Here is a 21,463-nt window from a genome sequence, read left to right as displayed (position 1 = left end):
CGATCCAATTCGAACGCTCGCCACTCGGTTCTGGGCCGCGAACGAACAGCGCACGGAGTTCATGCACCGCCCCGCAGATATCCTCCGGCTGATCGAAGGTTGTAGACGAGCATCAGCACGTGGCCACGGTGCTCGACGACGACTGCTTCGCCATAACGTGGGAACTCCGGCAACAGAACATTCATCAGGCACGATCTCACCACCGGCTCCGTCGGGGCCCGCAAGGCCACGACGGACGTGAAGGCCACCTGAGCCGGGCTCAAGCGGTATCGCGCAGCGGCTCCACCTGTCCGTCGACTGTCAGGAGGGCGAGTGTCGGTTTCGGTGTCCAGTAGATCCGACCGTTTTCGAACTCCTGATAGGTCCCGGTGTCGAAAGGGATTTCGTCGGATGTCGGCCAGCCGAGCGGCCCGTTCTCGAATCCGCTTCGGTTCCATCGCTCACGGATTTCGCCGTGCACCAGGTACACCGGCTGACCGTTGCGTCGGTAGAGCGCCCCATTCTGAAAGCCCTGCACCTCGCCCCATACTTCGCCCTCCGGGTCGCGCAGCACGGTGTGATCGGTGATCGGATAGCCCAAAAGCCCCGCTTCCCAACCTGTTTCCGCGTATTTTCCGAACAACGACTCCGGGATCGGATGCGCACCGGTGGACGGATGCCAATAGATATACCCGTGCAGAAACTGCACGAATCGGCCCACACCGTCGGCTGTCTTCATTTCGCCCTCTGGACCCACTCGTGGGCCCAGCCAGGGCGATTCGGCCGCCTTCGCCCCGATTGCTCCGGCGATCGGTACACCACCGGCGAATTCTCGGACGTGACTCTCGAAGACACCCCAAGGAAAGTTCCAGCCGACGTCGGTATGCGTGCCGATCCCGAGGCACTCTGTCACATATTTATGGTCGGAGATGCCGTCCCTGCGCGTGTACGGCGGGGCGATGACGTCGGGGGCGAAACCATACTTCTTCGCGTCCTGAACGGCCAGCCAAGCGGCTATCCGAAGATCCTCTTCGATGGACAACCAGTCGTCGGTCGACCAGGATGCCCGGCTGCCGGCGAAACAGAGATTGATCGTCTGGCTGTTGGCGTCCAACACCGACCACGACGCGTAATCGGTATCGACGACGTCGCAAACGATTCCATCTTTGAGCGTGTAGTGATACGAGACGCCATTGGCCGGGTTGTTGAGATACGCCGCCAGCGATTCGGCCGTGCCGTTGCCTTCCTGGGTGTGCAACAGGAAGTTGGTGATGCGCGCTCCCCACCGCTGCGAGCGGGAGTTCCCCATCCTGTCGAGTTCGGTGTATTCCGGGGCGTTCACGGTGGGTTCTCCTTGCGTCGCGGCGCGAACGATGGACCACTGCCCGAAGTCGGCAGCCAAGATGTCGTTGACATCGACCGAAGCCCCATCGATCACCGGGCCCGGATTGGACGGGGTGTCGATGACGCGCTGATACAGCACAGCCTCGGGGGTATCGAGCCGGTCGCCGGACCATGCGCGCGTCTGCCAGGCCCAGTGCCGGTCCTCGGTAGTCCGACCGATCACGCCGTCTTCGATCGCCCAGGCGCACACCTTCGACGAACCGTAGACGCCGGTCCATTCCTGCCCGATCGCGTCGTTGACACCCCGGAAAAAGTCGACTGCCCGGTGGTTCCATTCGTCCAGCCCGATGTCCTCGTCCACCGCGAAGAAGATCGGGCACCCATCGGGCCCGCCGGCATCGGAATGAATTTCCCTGGCCTGAATGCCCATCCGATATCCGCCGTCGTAGCCTGTGGTCCAGTCCGACGGCGCCTGGGCATTGCCGACCTTGCCGTACTGCCATATCGAAACAATGTCGAGGCCAGCGGCTTTCAGGCGTTCGGCATACTCCTTGGTCACCGGCTTGGCGCCGAAACCGGCTCCAGGTCTGCTCGGTGCTACATACACCAGGACAGCACTATGACCCGCGGCCTTGATGGCTTGGGGGTCGATCAAACGTGCGGCGAAATCAACTGCCGTCGACATGTGGGAACCTCCCTTGGTAGCGGACGCTGGATCCACGGCTTCGGCCGGCAGCGGCAACGGGTAGAGCCGGTCCGAGACCGGGTGCTGCCCATGAGCGTCGACGCCACTCGAGGTGCAAGTGCGGGGCGACGTCGCCGTTGGCTGTGTAGTCGGGGTCGATCCGGACGATGCGCTGTCGGACCGCCACCCGTTCGCCTACCGCGACCGCGCGAATCACGTGTCCGTACAGGCTCGCGCCGCCCGGCCGACCGAGATCGACACCCCCGTGGAAATCGTCGCCACGAGAACCGAATCGGGAGGTGACGATCCGGCCACGGGGCAAGGGCCGGTACCTGGTCATGTCGGGCCCGCAAGGGTTCCGGTGGACAGATGCCTCGATCACGATGCCCTCCAGGAAGACACAGCCGACCGGCTATAGCGAACCGGTTGCCCTACCGAGTAGAGCAGGGTTGCTGACGCGGGTCCTCATCCGAACAGATGAGAGCGCGAGCCCTGCCGATGGCATTCGGGAGGGTAGAATCGATGATCGGACGACTCGTGTGACGTGCCTCCCGAACATCTCTTCTCAGCACCGACGTTCAACTCTGGATGGTTTCCGTTTCTCTTGTGCCGCAGGTCATTTCATATGGCGATGACAATCGAGAGGTTTTCCGCGATCGTTGCGCGAATCAACCGCGCTGCGCTGCATCCCCGTGACTGGTCGCAGGCGGTGCACGATATCGTCACGGCGCTGGGCGCGAAGCACGGCGGCTTGGTCGTGTCCGGCTCGAGTAGCCGTCGGATGACCGCGTGTTCACTCGGGGCCGACGATCTGCGCCGCAGCTACAACGCCCGATTCTGGCGTATCGATCCGATCGCCCGTGCGCTCGAACACCAACCCGCCGGTGTCATCACGACGTGCGAAGAACTGCTGGGGCCGGATTACCTACGCCGGCATCCATTCTTCCGCGACTGGATGGTGCCGCACCGGCTCGGCAACGGGATGCTCGCGCTTGTCACCGGTGGCGCCAGGACAGTGTGGATCGGCGTATATCCCGATCCAGGCCACGATCTCGACCGAGCACTGGCGACATCGACGATGCGCCTCTTGCTCCCCCATCTGCGGCACGCACTGAACGTCCAGTCCTGTTTGGCAGAGGTGGAGACCGAGCGTGACCAAGCCATCGCCGTGCTCGCGGTGCATCGGCACGGGCTGGTGATCGTGTCGAGTTGCGGGGTGATCAGCTACGCGAACCCGGCGGCGTTGTCGATTCTGGAATCGCGAGACGGTCTCGGTATGGGACGCCGCGGCCACCTCGAATCATCGGACACCCGATCCGCGGTCGGACTGCGCGCCATGATCAATGCGGCACTGCGCGAGTACGGGCCGCGCGTCGGTGGGCGTGCCCTGATTCCTCGACATAGCGGCGGTAGCTCGTACGCACTGCTGGTGGTTCCGCTGGATCCGCAGGCCGCAGGCCGCGACGAGCACGCATCGGCGGCGCTCGTCGTCATCGTCGACCCGGATCAGGAAACATCGGGAGGGCCGACGGCGCTGCGGCAACTGTATGGGTTGACCGCGGCCGAGGCGCGCGTCGCGGCGGCGGCACTGCGCGGCGAAGGGCTCCGGGCAATCGCGGAAGAACTTGCGGTCTCGGTGAACACCGCGCGCACACATCTGCAACGCGCCTTCGAAAAGACCGGAACGCATCGGCAAGCCGAACTGGTTCGGATGCTGACAACGGTGCTGTCCGGAACCGGCCAGTTCGAGGGAACCGCGGATCACAGTAGCGGCTACACAAACCCGGACCCTCCCCCGCAACCCGAATCCGACGGGGCCTGAAACAGCTCGCCGTTTCGTTGACACCTCCGGCCGACTTCCGCGACGGGGCCGGAGATCTCGTCGCCAGGCGCGAATGTGTACCGCGCAGATGCGCACCGTCACACCGCACGCACTGAAACCTCGCACCTATAGCAGGCTTTGGGCGGCCAGGCGGGCGAGGCAGTCGTCGACGACATCGGCGGCAGCGTCGGGCCCTGTCCCCGCGGCCCATAATTCGGTGGCCAGGCGTACGGCGGTATTGGCCATGGCGGCAGTGAGGGCGACGTCGAGGTCGTCGGCGCGGCGGCCGGTGCGGGCGGCAAGGATGGGGATGAGCTGGGTTTCGCAGTCGTGCTGGACACGCAGCCAGGTCGCGCGCAGAGCGGGAAGTTGGGTGGCGGCGCGCACCAGCGGACGCAGGCTGGTCTCCGCGATACCCGCCGCCGCCAGCGTGCCCGCGGTGGCGGCGCGGTAAGAGCGGCTCAGCGCCTCGCGCAACGGCACCTCGGGCGGGCAAGCGGAGAGTTCGTCCGCCCAGGCTTGGGTTCCGATGGCCAGCAGCGGCGCGACGACATCTTCCTTGCCGGCGAAGTAGCGGTAAAAAGTGCGCAGCCCCATCCCGGTGGCAGCGGCAATATCGTCGACAGTCGTCGCGGTGTAACCATTTTCGATGAAGAGGTGCGCCGCCACCACCGCCACTTCGCGGCGCGTGGCCGCGCGGCGGGTCGCACTGAGTGCCGGACGCCCCGGTCCGGGCGCGCCACGGTTTCGCTCACTGGTCACGGGTGCACTGTACCGAGCCCCCAACCATTTGATGGCGCGCTGTGCCATTTTTGGCATATTGTGTCAGAAACATCTCGCTACCCTGGAAGAGAGCCCATGAAACGTCTCGAACAGCGCCGCATTCTGGTCACCGGTGCCGGATCCGGCATCGGTCAGGCCACCGTCCTCCGTCTGCTGTTCGAAGGTGCTGTCGTCGTCGGCGCCGACGTCAACGTCGAGGGACTGGAGCTGACCCGCAAGCAAGCCGTCGACGCGGGCACCGATACCCGGCTGACTACCCTCGCGATGAATATCGGCCGCGAGACCGATGTGATCGCGGGAGTCGAGAGCGCCGTCGAATCCCTCGGCGGGCTGGACGCACTGGTCAACGCGGCGGGCATCTTGCGCGCGGCACACACTCACGAGACGTCACTGGACCTGTGGAACCAGATCATCAACGTCAACCTCACCGGCACCTTCCTGGTGATCCGAGAGGCGCTGCCCGCACTGCTCGCCAACCCGCGCAGCACCATCGTCAACTTCAGCTCCACCTCGGCCACCTTCGCGCACCCTTACATGGCGGCGTATTCCGCGAGCAAAGGCGGCATCCAGACCCTGACCCACGTGCTGGCACTGGAATACGGCAAGCAGGGTTTGCGTGCGGTGAGCGTCGCACCGGGCGGCATCAAGTCGGGCATCACCGACTCCACCCCCGGCTATCTCCCCCAGGACTCCGACTGGTCGCTGTTCGGTCGCCTGATCGCCGTTCTGCCGCAAGATAATCCGGAAGAGCTGGCAGGCCCGGAGAACGTGGCCGGTGTCATCGCCATGCTCGTCTCCGACGACGGCCGCTTCATCAGTGGCACCGAGATCCGGATCGACGGAGCGGCCCACACGTAGTTGCCGGTTCCGCCCGACTTCGCTTCGCCTGCGCGACCGCAGTCGGCCCAAGGCCGGCGAAAGACTCGCGTAGTCGGGTCCACGTTCGTGAACCACGCGCGTGCGGCACTGTGCGCGGCATCCGGGTGGCGACAGGACGTTGCGGTGTCGGGCAATGGATCCGTTCCCGCAGTGACGTTTTCAGCGCGTCCTGTGCTGCGTGGCAGTCGGGCCCAGCTGCCTTGGGGCGGGTCCCGGGCCATCTTCCTGCACACGACCGACGGGCAAGCCACGGCGGCGCCCTACACACGATTCTCAACTGGCTCGACCCGGCCGAGCACACCGTGATCGACATCGCAGCCACATCCTGACCGTGCTGAATTCGCCAGTGCGCCTAGTGATTCGGCACCAATGTCCAAGCACCCCCGCCTGTCAGTTCGAGACGAACGGTGTGATGCTGGTCGACCGTGGTGCGATGCGCGGTGCTGATCAGGATGAGGTCGGGCAGTTCGGTACAAATCAGGGTGTAGAGGGCGAATTCCAGACCTTCGTCCACGGCGGAGGTCACTTCGTCGAGGAACGCGGCCTCGGGTCGAATCAGCAGCAACCGCGCGAATGCCAGGCGCTGCTGCTCACCCGGCGACAGGATGTCCGCCCAGTCCGCCTCCTCGTCCAACCGGGTAGCCAGTTGGCCGAGCTGCACCTTGGTGAGCGCGTCACGCAGCGTCGCATCCGTCGCGCTTCCAGGTGCCGACGGGTAGGTGACAGCCGCGCGCAGATCGCCGAGCGGAAGGTAGGGCAGTTGCGAAATGAACAGTGTGCGGGTGGAATCCGGCCTGCCGACGACACCACGGGTGTAGGGCCACATCTCGGCGAGGGCGCGCAGCAGGGTGGTCTTGCCGCTCCCGGAGAGCCCCTTGATGACCACCGAGTCCCCCGCGCGCAGCCGCAGATTCAGGTCCGCGATCAGGATCGCACCATCGGGTCGACACACGTCCACCTCGCGCAATTCCACCGAATCACTGAGCGGGCGCACCTGGATCTTGGGTAGAGCACGGGCGAGCTTACTGGCCTCGAAGAGTCCGAACAGGCGCAGCAATGTCGCACGGAACGCAGCGAATTCGCTGTAGCTATTGCGGAAGAACGATAGCGAGCCCTGAATCTGCCCGAATGCCGACGTGGTCTGCTGGACATCGCCGAGAGTCAGCGTCCCCGCGAAGAAGTGCGGCGCCTGCATGATCCACGGGAACACCACGGCGGCCTCGCTGGCCACCTGATTCCAGCCGATGAACCGCGTGGTGAGCAGTACCAGGCTGCGATAGGTTCGCAACACCTGCGCGAATCGCGCACGCAATCCGTCTCGTTCGGTGTCTTCTCCCCGATAGAAGGCGATCCGCTCGGCGTTGTCGCGCAATCGGACAAGCGCATAGCGGAAGTTCGCTGTCACGGCCTGATAGCGGAAGCCGAGCCCGATCAGCGGGCGACCGATCCAGAAGGCGACCGTCGTCGCCACCAGCACATATACGAAGACCAAAAACACCATCGCCCTCGGGACTACGACACCGAAGACCGTGAGAGTCTCCGACAGATCCCACAGAATTCGGGTGAACGACACCACCGACACCACGGCGGTGACCGCCCCGAGCGACAGCGCCCTGGAACGGGCGATCATGTCGGTGATGTCGTGCTGGATGCGCTGATCCGGGTTATCGATGGGCGCATCGATGAACCGGATCCGATAGTAGGCCTGACCAGATGTCCATTCCCCGGTCGCGCGTTCGGTCAACCAGCGCCGCCAACCGATTTCGAAGATCTGACCGAGATAGAAATCCAACAGGGTGCGCGCCACATCGATGAGGGCGAGCACCGCGAACACCATCAGCGAGTGCCAGAACGCGGCTTCGGCGCTGTCGAGCGCCGCCCCGTCGCGGCGCCCGATCGCGGCGGCGGCATTCTGCAGCGCAGCGAACATGTCATTGCCCTGGTAGGACAACAACACCTTCACCCGAACCGATGCGACCGCGCTCAACAACAGCACGCCGACGAACGGAATGGTGCGCAATGCCTCAGGACCAGTGAAGAAAGCCCCGGTCACCGACCGGAAGTGCCGCCCCCACTCGGTGATCCGCAACAGCACAACCACGACGACCAGGAATACGATGCCCGTGACGGTGAACGCGATGAGCAACCATTGCAACGAGGCGACCAGCTCGTCGCCCCAGTCTCGTGACGCTTGCACCGCGGCCTCCGATCGCGATTCGGGCAACGTCGATTACGCAGTCGAGAATCCGATAGCCACACACCCTCAGGCATAAGCGCAGGACAACGTTACTGTGCCCGCCGCGCAAATCCGGGGAACCGGGCCAAGAGGAGTTCGAAGGCCACGCGAGGCAACGCCATCATGACGGCGCGGCGCTGTTGTGCCACTCCTCGGTCGCCTGCTGACTCGAGGGCTTGCTGTCGGCACCTGTGTCTCGAAGAACGCACACTGCTGATATACCGGACACCGGAACGAGCGCATCGCAGGGGCCTATCGCTCGATCACTTGTCGCTCCGGCATTCGAGTTCGGCGCGGAACGTGCTCGACCACCTTCCGTGACCGGAAACGCCGGTCGACCTCCACGAGGATGTTTGCTCGCTCGATACCGGCTGACAGCGACGCAATAGACACAACGCTCAACATCTATTTCTGCGGATGGGCCGCGGACCGATCCGTATCGGAACCTGTCGGTGACTCCGGATAACTTCAGCTCTACACGAATGGGCATTGTCCATCGAGCCGCGCGTCACACTTTGGCCGTATAGTGGACGAGAAGAACTGCGCGACGCGACAACGCGGAATCGAGTTGTCGATTCAGAAACTATAGCGCACAACAGAGTTGATCGCGCTTCGGCCGGATACTCGAGGACAATGAGAAGCAATCGGCCGGACCTGGCAAATCTCCGAGGAGCGCAGGTTGCGGGCAACACTCACCACAGCTGAATAGCGATCCGACACCAACGAGTACAGAGGGATTCGCCATGAACAGCACCGAGAATCGTTCGATACTGGCCCGCATCTCACCAACTCAATGGGTTGCCCTCGCGGTCACGGTTTTGGCGGTCGTCTTCGTCGCCGAGAACCGCAGCAAGGTTTCCATCGAGTTCCTGTTGATCACTATTCGTTCACCGATGTGGCTGATCCTGCTGACAATGTTCGCGATCGGATGGGTCACCGGCGTACTCGCCATGCGTCGCCGCTCGAAGTAGTCACCACCCCCGTTCTCTCAGCGAACGCGAGGCGGATGCGGCGGACTGTGCCACCGCCGCATCCCAGGATCGCTGATGCCGATGGCTGCGGGTTCACCCCACCGAATTTCGACCGGTGCGAAACTCGGTGGGGCCCAGGCTATTCCCGGCCGTAGCCATTGCCAGTTCAGTTGTGCCGGGCAATCACGACATGATCACGCGGTGGCCGCCCCGAGTTCAGCCTGCTGACCAGCGGCATCATCGACGAGAAGTCCGGAAGTGCTACCGGGCAGACGAGCCTCGATGGCCTCGATGATGCGTGGACGGAGTTCGGCGGCGCTGATAATGGCATCGACTGAACCGACCTCGACAGCGCGCTGAATATTGTGCACGCGATCGAATTCTGCGGCGACGTCGCCGAGCTTCTCCGCGCGGACCGACGATCGAACCTCGTCGAGTTCCGCGGTCAGGGCCGCTCGATCGGTGCCGGATCCGTTCGCGGCGCGCGCCTGCAGGTCCCGCACCCGGGGATCGGCCGCGGTTCGTGCGTTGACCTCCGCGGAGAACACCACGGCGGCGGCCGGAGCACCGCCGAGCACCGAAGCGAACGAACCTTCCAGCGCGAGCACGGTCATATTCGGGTTCAGCGCCTTCGAGAACACCACAAACGCGCCACCGTGGTATCGCGAAATCACGCAGAACACAATGGGGCCCTGGAAGTTCACGATCGCGCGGCCGATCTCGGCGCCGTACTCCAGCTGCAGCTTCCGCATCGATTCGGGCGAGCCGTCGAAGCCCGACAGGTTTGCGAGCACGACCAGCGGCCTGTTGCCACTGGCCGCGTTGATTGCCCGCGCGGCCTTCTTCGACGACTGCGGGAACAGGGTGCCCGCGGTGTAGGTGTCCGGGCCGTCGGTCGACGGGAATCCGCGCCGCGGCACTCCACGTGACTCGATGCCGAGTAGGCACACCGGGATGCCGCCGAGATGCGCGTCCTGCACCACTGCCGTTTCGGCGTCGGCCATGCCTGCCCAGCGTTCCAGCACGGGGTGATCCTGGTCGGAGAGTGCCCGCATCACGGTCCGGATATCGAAGGGCTTCTTGCGGTCCGGGTTGGCGGTAGCGGAGAAGATCTCACCGACCGTGGTGAAGCCGCTGTCGGCCAGTACGTGCGGGAAGTCGGAAACATCCCGATCGACGGGGTCGCTGGTCTGCGACCGCCGCGGCGCCTGCTCGCCGGGTGCGACATAGGTATGGTCGTAGTGCGACATCAGCACATCGCGCGCCGCGGTGAGATTGGGCGCCCAGTACTGCGCTTGCCCGTTCGGGCCCATCACCCGGTCATAGCCACCGATGCCGAAGTTGTCCTCGGCCGACACGCCACCGGAGAAGTCGAGCGACTGCTTGCCGGTGAGAACCATCGCCGAATCCGGCGTCATCACCAAAATGCCCTTGGTGTGCATGAGCATCGTCGCTTCGGCGTTCCAGTACGGTTGTGCACCGACATTGATGCCTGCGACCACGATGTTGATCTCACCGCCGTCCTGGGTGAACTCGACGATCCGCTTGAGCGCCGCCGCCACCCAGTCCATGTTCTCGGTGCCCGACTCCATCGAGATCCGGGCGCCGGAGGACAGCGCGTACCACTCCAGCGGTACCTGCATCCGTTCGGCCAAGTCCAACGCGGCGATCACGCGGCGGCACTCCGGTTCCGACAGCGCACCCAGCGACTTGGTCGGATCACCCAGCAGGATCACCCTGGTGATGCCCTGCGGATGCTGCGGGGTCGGTGTGGTGACCACGCCTGCGACGATCGCCGCGGTGTTGCGTCCCTTGGGGCGGTCTACCGGCACCAGTGCGTGACTGGCGTCGAGGTCGTATTCAGCGAAGTCACCGAGCAGACCGGTCAGTTCGTAGGGGTACACGGTGTTGCGGCTGCTGGCCCGCAACACCTTCTGCCGGTACTCGTCGAGCGGCTCGACCGGCTCGTCGGACCGTTCGCCGACGGTCACTTCGGTGGCATCGAAGCCGATGCGCACGGCCACCTTGATCAGCTCGCCGGTGTTGGGATCGCGCTGACGCGCGATGAGCAAGATCTCCTCGAGCCCGGCACCCGCGGTCGTCGGCCGCACATGCTGGACGACCGTCTCCAGTTCGGCCGGGGTCACATCGATCGGCGGCCAGATGTACATCACGATGCGGTTGGTGTTGAAGCGTTTGGCCGACGGTCGCAGCGACTGTGCCCGGCGAATCGAGTCGAGGCAGGTGGCGATGGTGGCCTCGGCGGTCGGCAGCGCGAGCAGCCTGCCGTCGTGCTCGCGCAGTGCGGCCAGGTCACGCACCTGAGCAAACGCGATGAGGCGATCGTCGGCCGGGTTCTCCTTGGCGACGCATCGGAACAGGTAGACCTCCTCGTCGTCGGAGGACGGCAAGCGGGTGAGGTCGAACTTGTGCAGCCGCTGCATCTGCATCCGCTGCGCGATGTACGGGTGCAAGCCGCGAATCAGTCGCTCTTCGGCCATACCGGTGGCGGACGGGCGGAAGGTGAAGTGGTGGTGCATCACCGCACCACCACTCCCGGCGACGGTGGCAGTGATCCGGTGCACCTGGTTCGGCATCAGATGCACGCTGAGGGCATCGTGCAACGCCGCTGCCATCGCGTCGAAGTCGGCCGGCTGCTTCTCCCAGCTGAGGTAGATGTCGGCGTCGATGGATGCGGCGCCTGTCGCCAGTTCGGCGAGTCCGCGCAGCGCGGTGTCGAGCGCGTCGAAGCTCACCGCCGCCGACACCAGGCTCAGCCCGCGGCGCTCGGCGATCACGAATGTGCAGCCGCCCACGTCTTGCGTGCGAACGCCGGCGAGGCCCTTGTTGCCGTAGTACCGCCGGGTCAGCACCTCCAACATGACCGTGTTGTCCAGGCTGCCGCGCATCAGCCGCTGGCCGAGCAGCCGCACCAGCGGCTCGGTGCTGCGCACCATGTCGGCAATGTGCTCGGCGCGATCGGGCGCGTCCGGATGCGCGTCCAGATGGCGCAGGTGTTTGCGGATATTGGTGTACGCACGGGCGCGATTACGCCGCAGCAACGGGTGGCCGTACCAGGCGTACACCACACCACGCGCGAGGTCGGCGATCACGGGGAAGCGAACCTGCGTCGCGGCCACCAGCCGCTCCAGCGCCAGGCCGACGGGCTCGCGCAGCGCCCCATCCGGCATCGGCTCTTGCAGCCACTCGCGCAACAACGTCGTGATGACGGTGACGGTGTCGGACGGGCGTTGCTGGGCGAGGAAGATCCGGAACACCGCGGCTTCGAGTTCGGGGGAACGTTCCAGATCGGCGACACCATAGTGCGCGAGCGCGTTGGCAAGCTTGGCTTGGAACGACTCCGGCAGCCCGGCCCGCTCGACGTCGAGACTCTGCAGGTAGGTGTGGAAATACTCGCGGGCGCTGTGGACGTGGCTGTTGCCACCCTCGTCATCCGACGAGCGGTTGTGGCTCAGTTCCGCGAGATCGGCGAACACCGCCACGAGCTCGAGCTCCTCGGCGAGCGGTCGGCGGCTGTCCTTCACGGCCGCCCGGCGCGCGGTGAGGTAGTCGTCGAGCACTCGGCGGTCGTCGTGCGGGTCGACGTCGAAACCGAGCAGCAGGCTGCGCAGATCCTCCTGGCCACGGGTTGTCCGCTCATGCGGTTGGACCTGCACGGACTCGACGGGCAGGTCCAGCTCGACGGACCCGACCGCGGTGGTGTCCTCGGCTTCGTCCGCATCGGCGAGCGGCTCGAGCCACAGCAACGGCGCACCGGTCTCCACCTGGGTCCCGACGGACACGGCGCATTCCTTCAGCCGCGCTTTGAACGGCGCGCGCAGCACCGTTTCCATCTTCATACTTTCCAGCACCAGCACGGGCGCGCCCGCCTCGATTTCGTCGCCGATCTCGAGTGGCGTGGCGACCACCAGCGCGGGGGCGGGCGAGCGCACGACGCCGCCTTCGTCGCGGCTGATCCGATGTGTCACACCGTCGACATCGACGAGGTGGATCGGCCCATGCGTGCCGGTGATCAGGCGGTACCGGCTGCCGTTGACCAGAATCTGCCCAGCGTGGTGATCGAAGCGCTCGAGATCGACGTCGGCGGTACGGATGTCGCCGCCCGCCTCGATGCCGATCCGGAACCGGTGCGCACCGATGCGTGCGACGCGTACGCGGTAGCCGACGCCGCGCAGTTTGAGGTCGAGCGGTCGGCCACTTGCGTGTTGCACCTGGGGACGTCCGCCGGAGGCCGTGGACAGCAGCCGGTGCCGCTCGACGCGCTCCTCCTCCTCGTAGGCGTCGATGGCAGCGGCGGCCAGCGCGATGGCGGAGTGTCGATGCGACACCAGCCGGCCCTCGCCGCGGACGCGGTCGATCCAGCCGGTGTCCGCGCTGGCATCGATCACTTCGGGCTGGTTCAGCAGGTCGAGCACGAAGCTCTTGTTGGTTGCGCCGCCCTCGATGATCACCCTGGTCTGCGCCATCGCCCGGCGCAGCCTGCCCAGCGCTTCTTCGCGGTTACGGCCGTAGGCGATGATCTTGGCGATCATGGAGTCGAAGTCGGCGGGAATCGTGTCGCCCTCGCTGACACCGGTGTCGACGCGGATGCCAGGCCCGGCAGGCAGGTCCAGCCGCGCGATGCGGCCCGGGGCGGGCGCGAAGTCGCGGTCGGGGTCTTCGGCGTTGAGCCGGGCCTCGATGGCGTGACCGCGCTCGATCGGCGGGTCACCCTCGAGCCTGCCACCGGAGGCCACCAGCAGCTGCGCCCGAACGAGGTCGAACCCGGTGGTGTATTCGGTGATCGGGTGTTCGACCTGCAGGCGGGTATTCACCTCGAGGAATGCGAACAGCTGGTCACCGGGGTGGTAGAGGAACTCGACGGTCGCCGCACCGCGATAGTCGACCGCGATCGCCAGCCGCTCGGCCGAGGCCTTGAGCTCGGCTGTCTGCTCGGGACGCAGTACTGGTGACGCGGACTCCTCGATGACCTTCTGGTTGCGCCGCTGCACCGAGCAGTCGCGGACGCCGAGCGCCCACGCAGTGCCCTGGCCATCCGCGATGACCTGGACCTCGACGTGCCGGGCGCCGGTAACCAGCCGCTCCAGGAAAACCACACCACTACCGAACGCCCGCGCGGCCTCCTGGCGGGTGCGTTCGTAGGCATCGACGAGCTCATCCTCGTTCGTGATCACCCGGATGCCACGCCCACCACCGCCTGCGGTCGCCTTCAGCATCAGCGGGTAGCCGATCTCGGCTGCGGCAGCCAGGGCGGCTTCCACGGTCTCGACCTCACCGCGGCTCCATGGCGCCACCGGCACACCGACCTCCTCGGCGATCAGCTTCGCGCCGATCTTGTCGCCGAGCTTGCGCATGGCCTCTGGGCTGGGGCCGATGAAGGTGACACCGATCTGTTCGCACAGCTCCGCGAAGGCAGGGTCTTCCGCGACGAAACCCCAGCCGACCCAGGCAGCGTCGGCTCCGGTCGCCAGCAGCGCACGTTCGAGCGCCTTCAGATCCAGGTATGGGCGCGCGGACGCCGGACCGAGGTCGTAGGCGATGTCGGCCTCGCGCACGAACGTCGCGTTCCGGTCGACATCGGTGTGCAGTGCGATGGTTTCGATCGGTCGCGAAGTCTCCGCGGCCAAGTCTCGGACGGCGTTGATGAGGCGCATGGCGGCCTCTCCCCGGTTCACGATGGCGATGCGGTTGAACACTCGCGACTCCCTTCCTTTCCAGAGCGCTGGCCCGATCGACGGGCGAGGGGTTGCAACTCTCGGTCACGCGTAGTCTGCACCTCTATTGCGCGCAGGTACACAACGTGTGGGGGTTACTCGCACGTATCGTGGGAAATTCCCCAGATAAGGCCAGGGACTGCGGTGGCGAAATTTCCACAGCCAGCGGCCGACGACGTGGTTGAGCGGGTGTCGATGACCGGATGCGAACGAGAGCGGGGCGTCGAGGCACAACCACCACGTGCCAGATGGATTGACCTGCAAAGTTTCTCTTGTTCCCGGGTCACGCGATAGCGGGCCGTATCCGACCGGCAGGGGCGCCCGACCAGCTCTGAAACGCTCCGCCACAGTGTAGGAAGTGATCTGCGTGGCCGACATTCTCGATGTACTGCACGCTCGCTGCGCGGAGATCGCGGGCGAGGCGATCCTCTCCGGAGAGGAGCATCCGAACCTCACACTGACCACGCGCGATGTGGCGGACCTGCTCAACCACATAGCCGACCTACACCGGCGCTACGGTGACATCGACCTTGCGCACCGTGAACTCGACCACCGGTACACCGCGCTGTGCCGAGCGGCGGGCGAAGCCGCCGTATCGCTGGAGCGGATCCGCGCCGCGCTGGAGCAGCGCACCGCGCACCCGGAAGCCCAGGTACGCCAGGCGTGCACCATCGCCCGCTTCGCTGCCCAGAACCTCACTGCTGCAGGCCTGGACACTGAAGGTGCAGGGAGTTGACATCCCCCGCGCGGTCGATGGTTCGTGTCGACGTTCGCGCATACCGGGACGTCCGCTCCAACCGCATATCACTGCGAACGGGAGACTTTGCCACCTCGACCACACCTCGGATCATGACCGGAATCGCCGAACGCATCCCCGGCGCCCGCTGTCGGGAGCTGTCCGGCACTCCGCACAGGCAGATCATCGGGCAGCCGAGCTTGTTCGCCGACGGCCCCGTCGACGGTCGAACCGTCATGGTTGTCGGCGGAGCAGGCGCGGTCGCCCACCATGCGATCCAACCCGACGAACACGAGGGCACCACCGTTGCGGCTACGGCCGGGCACCGCCGATAACACAACACGCGACGCGCACCTCCGGTGCCGGCCATGCCGTCGACCAGCACGACCCGGTCTCGGCAAGCTCTCACCAGCCTGACCTGACCCGGCGGACAAGGCCGAAGAATTCGACGCTGCGGGCGCTGCGATCAGGCCATCCAGATCGACTAGCCCCGAAGAGGTTCGGTCCTCACCACCCAACAGCGCCGGCGAGGCCCAGGCGTGCCCGATCCAGAACCTCCCACGGAGGCGGCACGTAGAACATTGCTCTGTCGCCAGATTTCATTCCCGACCCAGAGAGGTGAAAGACATATCCGCGTATCGGTTTCCGGCGACCTGTCCAGCAATCGGTTCCAACACGGCGAGTTCGGCGGCGTTCAGCGCAATGGTCGCGGCCGCTACGTTATCGACCAGCCGGGCACGGCTGCGAGTGCCGGGGATAGGAACCACCGATAGGCCGTGCACGGTGGCCTGCGTATGCACCCAGGCGAGCGCGACTTGTGCGAGGGTGATGCCGCGGGCGTCCGCGATGGCGCGCAGCGGGGCGAGTAGTTCGGTGTTGTGCACGGCATTGTCGCCGGAGAACCGCGGCATGGCGTGCCGGAAATCCTTCGCATCCGTCAATCCATCTGCGGGGGTGAAGGACCCGGTGAGGAAGCCGCGGCCGAGTGGCGAGTACGGCACGAACGCGACGCCGAGTTCCGCCGCGGCGGGCACCGCGGTGCGCTCGACATCCCGGGAGAACAGCGACCATTCGGACTGTATGGCCGCAATCGGGTGGACGGCATGGGCCGCACGCAGTTCGTCACCGGTCACCTCGGATAGACCGAGCGCCCGAACCTTGCCCTGCGCGACCAATTCCGCCATCGCGCCGACCGACTCTTCGATCGGTACCTCCGGATTGCGGCGGTGCATGTAGTACAGATCGATGGTGTCGGTACCGAGCCTGCGCAGGCTGGCCTCCACCGCGTTGCGGATATAGGCGGCCGAGTTGTCGATGCCTCTGTAGGTGGGATCGTCGGCCTTACGGACGATGCCGAACTTGGTGGCCAGTATCATCCGGTTCCGATTGGCCTCGAGGAAATCGCTGAGGAACTCCTCGTTATGGCCCGCACCGTACATGTCCGCGGTATCGAACAGTGTGACACCGAGCTCCAGTGCGCGATCCAGGGTCGACCGCGACTCGGTCAGGTCGGCGGTTCCGTAGAACTCGCTCATCCCCATGCAGCCGAGTCCCTGCACACCCACCTCGATGCCTGCGCGGCCGAGCGGCGTAGTGGGAAGCGTATCGGTGGAGGTCATGTCGTGATCCCTTCATGGTGGCGCAGGTGAGAGACACCGGACGGACCGCGAGGTTTCGCCCTCGCGGTTCGCTCACCACACTCGCCTTCGCGTTGAACGTCGACCACGCTATCCACCTGGAGTGCACTCCATGCAAGGCCCGTTGCCGAGAGTGTCGAACGGGCGAGTGGATCGACGCTCGATTCCCAGCCGCGCTGCTCATGGGCCGCGCGGCCTACGGCGGTTGAGCGCATGTGTACAACGTGCTTCGCGTCGGCACCATACGACGCGGTGAGCCGGTCTCGAATCTCGTTAGAGCTGTCGAGTTTTCGGCATGCCGCTGGGGCGGCGACTACGCGGGCACCCGGGAACTGCCGACATCGGCGGAGACGACATCGCAACTGGCGAGATCACCGTCTCGACAGAGTTCCCAGACGCCCACTCAGCGGAAGTATGGGTATTCCTGAACCCAGTGGAAACCGCGGTTACGCAATGGGAAGGTAGCCAGGTCGATCTGTTGCAGGACGATGCGCACCGATCGGCCGTTCAAATGTCCGGCCATGACAAGGCGATCCGGTACGGGCTGGTCGAAAGTGAAGGCGCCCAAGGGGGTCGGCTGCGCACTAGGCGCTGTGGGTGGCAGCACCATGGCGATCGCGCGTGCGCTGGTGTCGACTGTGGCGATTACCGGTACCAGCGTGCCATCCATTCGCTGGACAGTGGCGTTCTGCCGATCGAAGACGACACGCTGCCAACAGATTCTCATCTGTAGTCAAGGCGGGGACCAGCCGGCCGTCGAGGTTGAATTCTTTCACTGCCCAGATCCCAAGTGCAGCTTGTAAACCCACCGCGATTCGATTCCCACGTGCGGTGCGCAGCAGCGGTCGCCGAGCCGAGCGAGCAGCGGGCCGGTCTCGGGCGGCGCCGATCGAGAACAGTCCATAGGCCAGTCGCAACCACCGCGATAACCATGATGCAGAACAACAGCACCCACAGGAACGTCTGGTCACCACTGATCGAATCCTCATGCGCGGCAGCGTCTGTACCGAACATCCGCTCGCCGGTCCATTCGACGAGGGGACGCCATAGGCGGGCGAGCCAGAACGGCGCCGAGTCCGGCAGCAAGCGGCCCGCCGGCCCGAGAAGCTCGGAGATGATCCGGGGGTACACCAGACAGAACAGCCCGAGGTACACAAGGCAGAACCGAAATATGATGCGAACAAACGGTTTCCAAGTCTGGACGCCCGTATCGGGCGGCGGCTCGGCGCCTGCCCGATCGGGGACCGACTCCGTACCGACCGCCGCCACTCGCATCCTCACCGCATTCGCCACAGCCCCCGCCTGACGGTATCGAATCAACCCGGTCCATCTCAGGAAAACCCCGATCTCCGGTCGACGGTCGCCGCGATGTCCGATCAGGACCCTGGCCGCCAGACGCTCGACCAACGCCCAGCGGGATCGGACTCACCAGATCACATCGCGCCACTCACAGCAGCGCGGCAAAGTCGCCGCCGAACCAGATCGAATCCGAACGCGAAGGGAACTCGAACCCTCCGCCGGCCGAATCGCTGCGGACATCTTCGCGACACCAGACTTCCCGCAACTTCGCAGCGAGTACCCCGACCTGCACCGCAATGTTCTCAAAGCAACACTTGCAAACCTACAGCCTGTATAGTTACAGTGTGTAAACCGACCGTTCTGGTTGGCCCCGAATAACCCGCTACGGCCGCAATCGCTGCGCAGCCTCGACCCCACTCGGAACCTATGCAACGAGACCACATGCCCCTCATGTCGCCCGTCACCGTCGTGCACACCCCCGATCGGATCCACCCGGTCGGTGACCATCACCAGCACGGCCCCGCTGCGGAAGCAGCATCACTGCGGCTCATTCCCTCCACCCCCACGCGCTCGCCAGTGCCTGCACCGCCCACTGCCGAAGAGCTCCTTCCCGATACCGCGACCAACGCGACCGTCTCCGGATTGATCACGTCCTATATCGATGAGTTCGTCATCACGCCGTTCAGCATCGGTGGACAACGGTGTCACGGTTTCGCGGCCCGGATGGCCGACGACCACGGCGACGCGTGGCTGCTGAGCTGGTTGCCCGATGCGGTCCTGAATCGTCAGCAGGCGTTTGCCGCGATGGTCCTGGACGCAGTCCTGGTCGACCATGAACTCGACAGCGCCACCATGCTCAGCGTGCTGCGGCGACTTGCCGCGCAGATCGCCCGCCCCCTCGAAGAAATCCTGACTCAGCTGTGTGATGTTACGGAACTGGAGCTTCGATAAGCCGACGCGAAACAGCGCGGCGCAATCCAGCCGGTCATCCGAGAACGGAGCCGTCGGGTCAGTTGCCCGATCCTGCGACCACCGATTTCTGGAGCAACGACGCCGCCCCCACGACAAGATCGGCGTACAACCCCAATACCCGCTCACGCGGAATCTGCGGGTTGCGCAGCCACCAGCGACCCAGTTGTTCGGCGATCCCCGAAACCGCATACGAGAACGCCATCAGATCTTCTTCGCCCACGACTCCAGCCAGTGGGCGCACCAACCGCGCGACCTGCTCGATCGTCGAGTGCCGCAATTGCCCCAGTTGTTCGGCCAGCGTTCCTTCCAGATTTGCCGACGTGGTGAACAACAGCGCCCAGCGCTGCGGATTGGACACGACGAGGTCGAAGTACGGAGCACCCCCAGCCGCAGCGATCGCCCGTAAGTTCTGGCCCGCTTCCATGACCTCGGTCACCCCAGCGACCAGGCTCTGCGCGAATTGAGCACGGGCACGAACCACGCACGCCAGGAAGATTCCTTCTTTGGAACCGTGATGTTGGTACACGATCGGCCGAGTCACCCCCGCGACCCGAGCGATCTCATCCACACTTACCCCCTCATACCCCCGCTCGGTGAACAACACCTCCGCCACATCCAGCAACTGCTGTTCACGCTCGGCCGCACTCATCCGGACCCGACGCGCCCCAGCAGGCTCAGCCATCTCCGCTTCTCCTTCGATCAGGGCATTCACAGTTGTATACACAGTGTAACTTAGCGGCACCGGTCGCCGCCCCGGCCAGGGTGACCTGCAAGGTGGTCGACCGCCGCGCCCGAACGCTCCATGATCGCAGGTCGCGTCTGATCACCGACCAGGCCCCGTCCGGGCTTCTGCCGGGGTCCACCAACCTCACCCTCACGAAGATCGCACCGATGGTCGGCGACCAGAGCACCGCCGCGCTCCGCAAGGCGCTCAACACCACCAAGTGCCCGAGCACGCGGAAGCGGAGCCGGCAGTCGCCCAAGCCGGGGGTGACACAGAACCACGTGGCAGCATCCCCGAATTAGCCAGTTGCATGCCGTTCATGGGGCGCCGCGGTCATTCGGTCGAGGAAATCCCACTGGTTGACAGGTACACACGGCAGAATTCGGCCATGCAAATATTTGCCCAATTGTTGCGGACTGTCGTCGCCGGGACCCTGGTCGCGGTAGCCGGTCATGGCGTCGCGGCCGCGCCCGCCGCGAGCGACGCTCATATCCAATTGCCCTGGCCGACTCCCGAGCCGAGCGCAGTGCAGGCGTCGGGAGCAGCGCTGGCAGACGGAATCACCGGCACGATGCTGTGGTCGCGACAGCCGAACATGCCGGTCCCGATAGCCAGCATCGCGAAGGTGATGACGGCACTGGTCGTGATCAACGCCGGCGACCTCGACCGGACCATTACCGTGCCGCAAGAAATCATCGCCTACGGCATCAAGTACGACGGAAGCAACGCAGGCCTGGCCCCCGGCGAGGTGCTCACCGCACGACAGCTCCTCTACGCGATGATGCTGCCGTCCGGCTGCGACGCTGCCTATACCCTTGCCGAGGCCTACGGGCCCGGCCAAGACGGCTTCATCGCCAAAATGAACGACACCGCGCATCAAATGGGCCTGGCGGGAACACATTTCACTGATCCCAGCGGGCTACCCGCCCCCACCGACCACTCCACCTACTCCACACCGACCGACCTGGTGGCCCTCGGCCTGCGCGCGATGAGCCTGCCCGTGTTCCGCGACATCGCAAGGTCGCAGAGCTATCACGTGCCCGCCGGCCCGGACAACCGCGCTCACCTCTGGCAGACCACCAACTTGTTGCTGCACAACTATCCCGGCACTATCGGCATCAAAACCGGATACACCGACGCTGCCGGAACCTGCCTGCTGTTCGAGACGGTCAGGGCGGGAATACCGCTGATCGGTGTGGTCCTGCACAGCTCACCCGACAGCGACGTCGCCGCAAAGGATGATGCCGAGCGCATGTTGAACTGGGCCTACAACCCGATCCTGAGCGCACTGCCGATCGGTTAGCGCCGAACGCGGCAGGGCCCGCGGATCCCCGTACGCACCAGAACGATCCACGACCACAAGACGACCGTGTCCGCCACCCGCCAGCCAACCTGGCTACAGCCGGCGCATGTAGGCACACATGCCGCGATCGGGGTGGTGAACAGCTGCCGCGGTTCTCGACGGCCACCAGCCGTCGCACCCGGGTGCGACGGCTGGTGGCCGTGCTGCACCCCGCACCCCTCAGACGGCGTCGAGGGCCGCGACGATCTTGCGCGCCATCGCAGCCACAGCGGGGGTGGGCTCACCCTTGCCGGACCCGGCGGCCGCTTCGACAGCGACCAGCACAGTGCCACGGAAGTTGTCGACCTCACCCGGATAC

Annotated in this window: 14 protein-coding genes; 7 read left to right on the top strand and 7 right to left on the bottom strand. The window is 65.2% G+C overall.

Annotated elements, in window-relative coordinates:
• Nucleotides 1-259: 259 nt before the first annotated feature.
• The gene (locus AB0M74_RS31120) at nucleotides 260-2,008 is read right to left on the bottom strand and encodes a glycoside hydrolase domain-containing protein (protein WP_366529873.1); all 1,749 of its coding nucleotides are present in this window, start codon (nucleotides 2,006-2,008) and stop codon (nucleotides 260-262) included.
• A 631-nt stretch (nucleotides 2,009-2,639) separates the two neighbouring features.
• Between AB0M74_RS31120 and AB0M74_RS31115 the strand changes: the two genes are divergently transcribed.
• The gene (locus AB0M74_RS31115) at nucleotides 2,640-3,830 is read left to right on the top strand and encodes a LuxR C-terminal-related transcriptional regulator (RefSeq protein WP_366529872.1); all 1,191 of its coding nucleotides are present in this window, start codon (nucleotides 2,640-2,642) and stop codon (nucleotides 3,828-3,830) included.
• A gap of 126 nt (nucleotides 3,831-3,956) precedes the next feature.
• On the opposite strand, the gene AB0M74_RS31110 is transcribed toward AB0M74_RS31115, so the two are convergent.
• Complete coding sequence (locus AB0M74_RS31110; RefSeq protein ID WP_366529871.1) at nucleotides 3,957-4,592, bottom strand: TetR family transcriptional regulator; 636 nt, start codon at nucleotides 4,590-4,592, stop codon at nucleotides 3,957-3,959.
• A gap of 96 nt (nucleotides 4,593-4,688) precedes the next feature.
• Between AB0M74_RS31110 and AB0M74_RS31105 the strand changes: the two genes are divergently transcribed.
• Complete coding sequence (locus tag AB0M74_RS31105; RefSeq protein ID WP_366529870.1) at nucleotides 4,689-5,471, top strand: SDR family oxidoreductase; 783 nt, start codon at nucleotides 4,689-4,691, stop codon at nucleotides 5,469-5,471.
• A gap of 373 nt (nucleotides 5,472-5,844) precedes the next feature.
• Here AB0M74_RS31105 and AB0M74_RS31100 read toward each other — a convergent pair whose 3' ends face one another.
• The gene (locus AB0M74_RS31100; protein WP_366529869.1) at nucleotides 5,845-7,689 is read right to left on the bottom strand and encodes an ABC transporter ATP-binding protein/permease; all 1,845 of its coding nucleotides are present in this window, start codon (nucleotides 7,687-7,689) and stop codon (nucleotides 5,845-5,847) included.
• A gap of 782 nt (nucleotides 7,690-8,471) precedes the next feature.
• Here AB0M74_RS31100 and AB0M74_RS31095 point away from each other — a divergent pair.
• Complete coding sequence (locus AB0M74_RS31095; RefSeq protein ID WP_366529868.1) at nucleotides 8,472-8,699, top strand: hypothetical protein; 228 nt, start codon at nucleotides 8,472-8,474, stop codon at nucleotides 8,697-8,699.
• Between the two features lie 194 nt (nucleotides 8,700-8,893).
• Here the strand turns inward: AB0M74_RS31095 and AB0M74_RS31090 are convergent, their stop codons facing one another.
• Nucleotides 8,894-14,416 (bottom strand): carboxyl transferase domain-containing protein, encoded by a 5,523-nt coding sequence (locus tag AB0M74_RS31090; protein WP_366529867.1) that lies wholly within the window; start codon nucleotides 14,414-14,416, stop codon nucleotides 8,894-8,896.
• Nucleotides 14,417-14,801: 385 nt separating this feature from the next.
• Here AB0M74_RS31090 and AB0M74_RS31085 point away from each other — a divergent pair, with 385 nt between their 5' ends.
• Nucleotides 14,802-15,170, top strand: a complete 369-nt coding sequence (locus tag AB0M74_RS31085) for a hypothetical protein (protein WP_366529866.1) — start codon at nucleotides 14,802-14,804, stop codon at nucleotides 15,168-15,170.
• A 113-nt stretch (nucleotides 15,171-15,283) separates the two neighbouring features.
• The gene (locus AB0M74_RS31080) at nucleotides 15,284-15,505 is read left to right on the top strand and encodes a hypothetical protein (protein ID WP_366529865.1); all 222 of its coding nucleotides are present in this window, start codon (nucleotides 15,284-15,286) and stop codon (nucleotides 15,503-15,505) included.
• A gap of 264 nt (nucleotides 15,506-15,769) precedes the next feature.
• Here the strand turns inward: AB0M74_RS31080 and AB0M74_RS31075 are convergent, their stop codons facing one another.
• Together AB0M74_RS31075 and AB0M74_RS31070 are read right to left on the bottom strand one after the other, a co-directional pair.
• Entirely contained in the window at nucleotides 15,770-16,789 is a 1,020-nt protein-coding gene (locus AB0M74_RS31075; RefSeq protein WP_366529864.1) for an aldo/keto reductase, read from the bottom strand.
• A gap of 421 nt (nucleotides 16,790-17,210) precedes the next feature.
• Nucleotides 17,211-17,477, bottom strand: coding sequence for a hypothetical protein (locus tag AB0M74_RS31070; protein ID WP_366529863.1), 267 nt, complete (start codon nucleotides 17,475-17,477; stop codon nucleotides 17,211-17,213).
• 1,070 nt (nucleotides 17,478-18,547) lie between these two features.
• Here AB0M74_RS31070 and AB0M74_RS31065 point away from each other — a divergent pair.
• Complete coding sequence (locus tag AB0M74_RS31065; protein ID WP_366529862.1) at nucleotides 18,548-19,057, top strand: hypothetical protein; 510 nt, start codon at nucleotides 18,548-18,550, stop codon at nucleotides 19,055-19,057.
• Nucleotides 19,058-19,115: 58 nt separating this feature from the next.
• Here the strand turns inward: AB0M74_RS31065 and AB0M74_RS31060 are convergent, their stop codons facing one another.
• Complete coding sequence (locus AB0M74_RS31060; RefSeq protein WP_366529861.1) at nucleotides 19,116-19,760, bottom strand: TetR/AcrR family transcriptional regulator; 645 nt, start codon at nucleotides 19,758-19,760, stop codon at nucleotides 19,116-19,118.
• A gap of 430 nt (nucleotides 19,761-20,190) precedes the next feature.
• On the opposite strand from AB0M74_RS31060, the gene AB0M74_RS31055 reads away from it, so the two are divergent.
• Nucleotides 20,191-21,105, top strand: a complete 915-nt coding sequence (locus AB0M74_RS31055; protein ID WP_366529860.1) for a serine hydrolase — start codon at nucleotides 20,191-20,193, stop codon at nucleotides 21,103-21,105.
• Nucleotides 21,106-21,463 lie beyond the last annotated feature (358 nt).

The sequence above is a fragment of the Nocardia sp. NPDC051463 genome (assembly GCF_040681975.1).
In the GTDB taxonomy this organism is placed as follows: domain Bacteria; phylum Actinomycetota; class Actinomycetes; order Mycobacteriales; family Mycobacteriaceae; genus Nocardia.
Note: the sequence above shows the minus strand (reverse complement) of the source record. Positions and strands in the feature narration are given on the sequence as shown.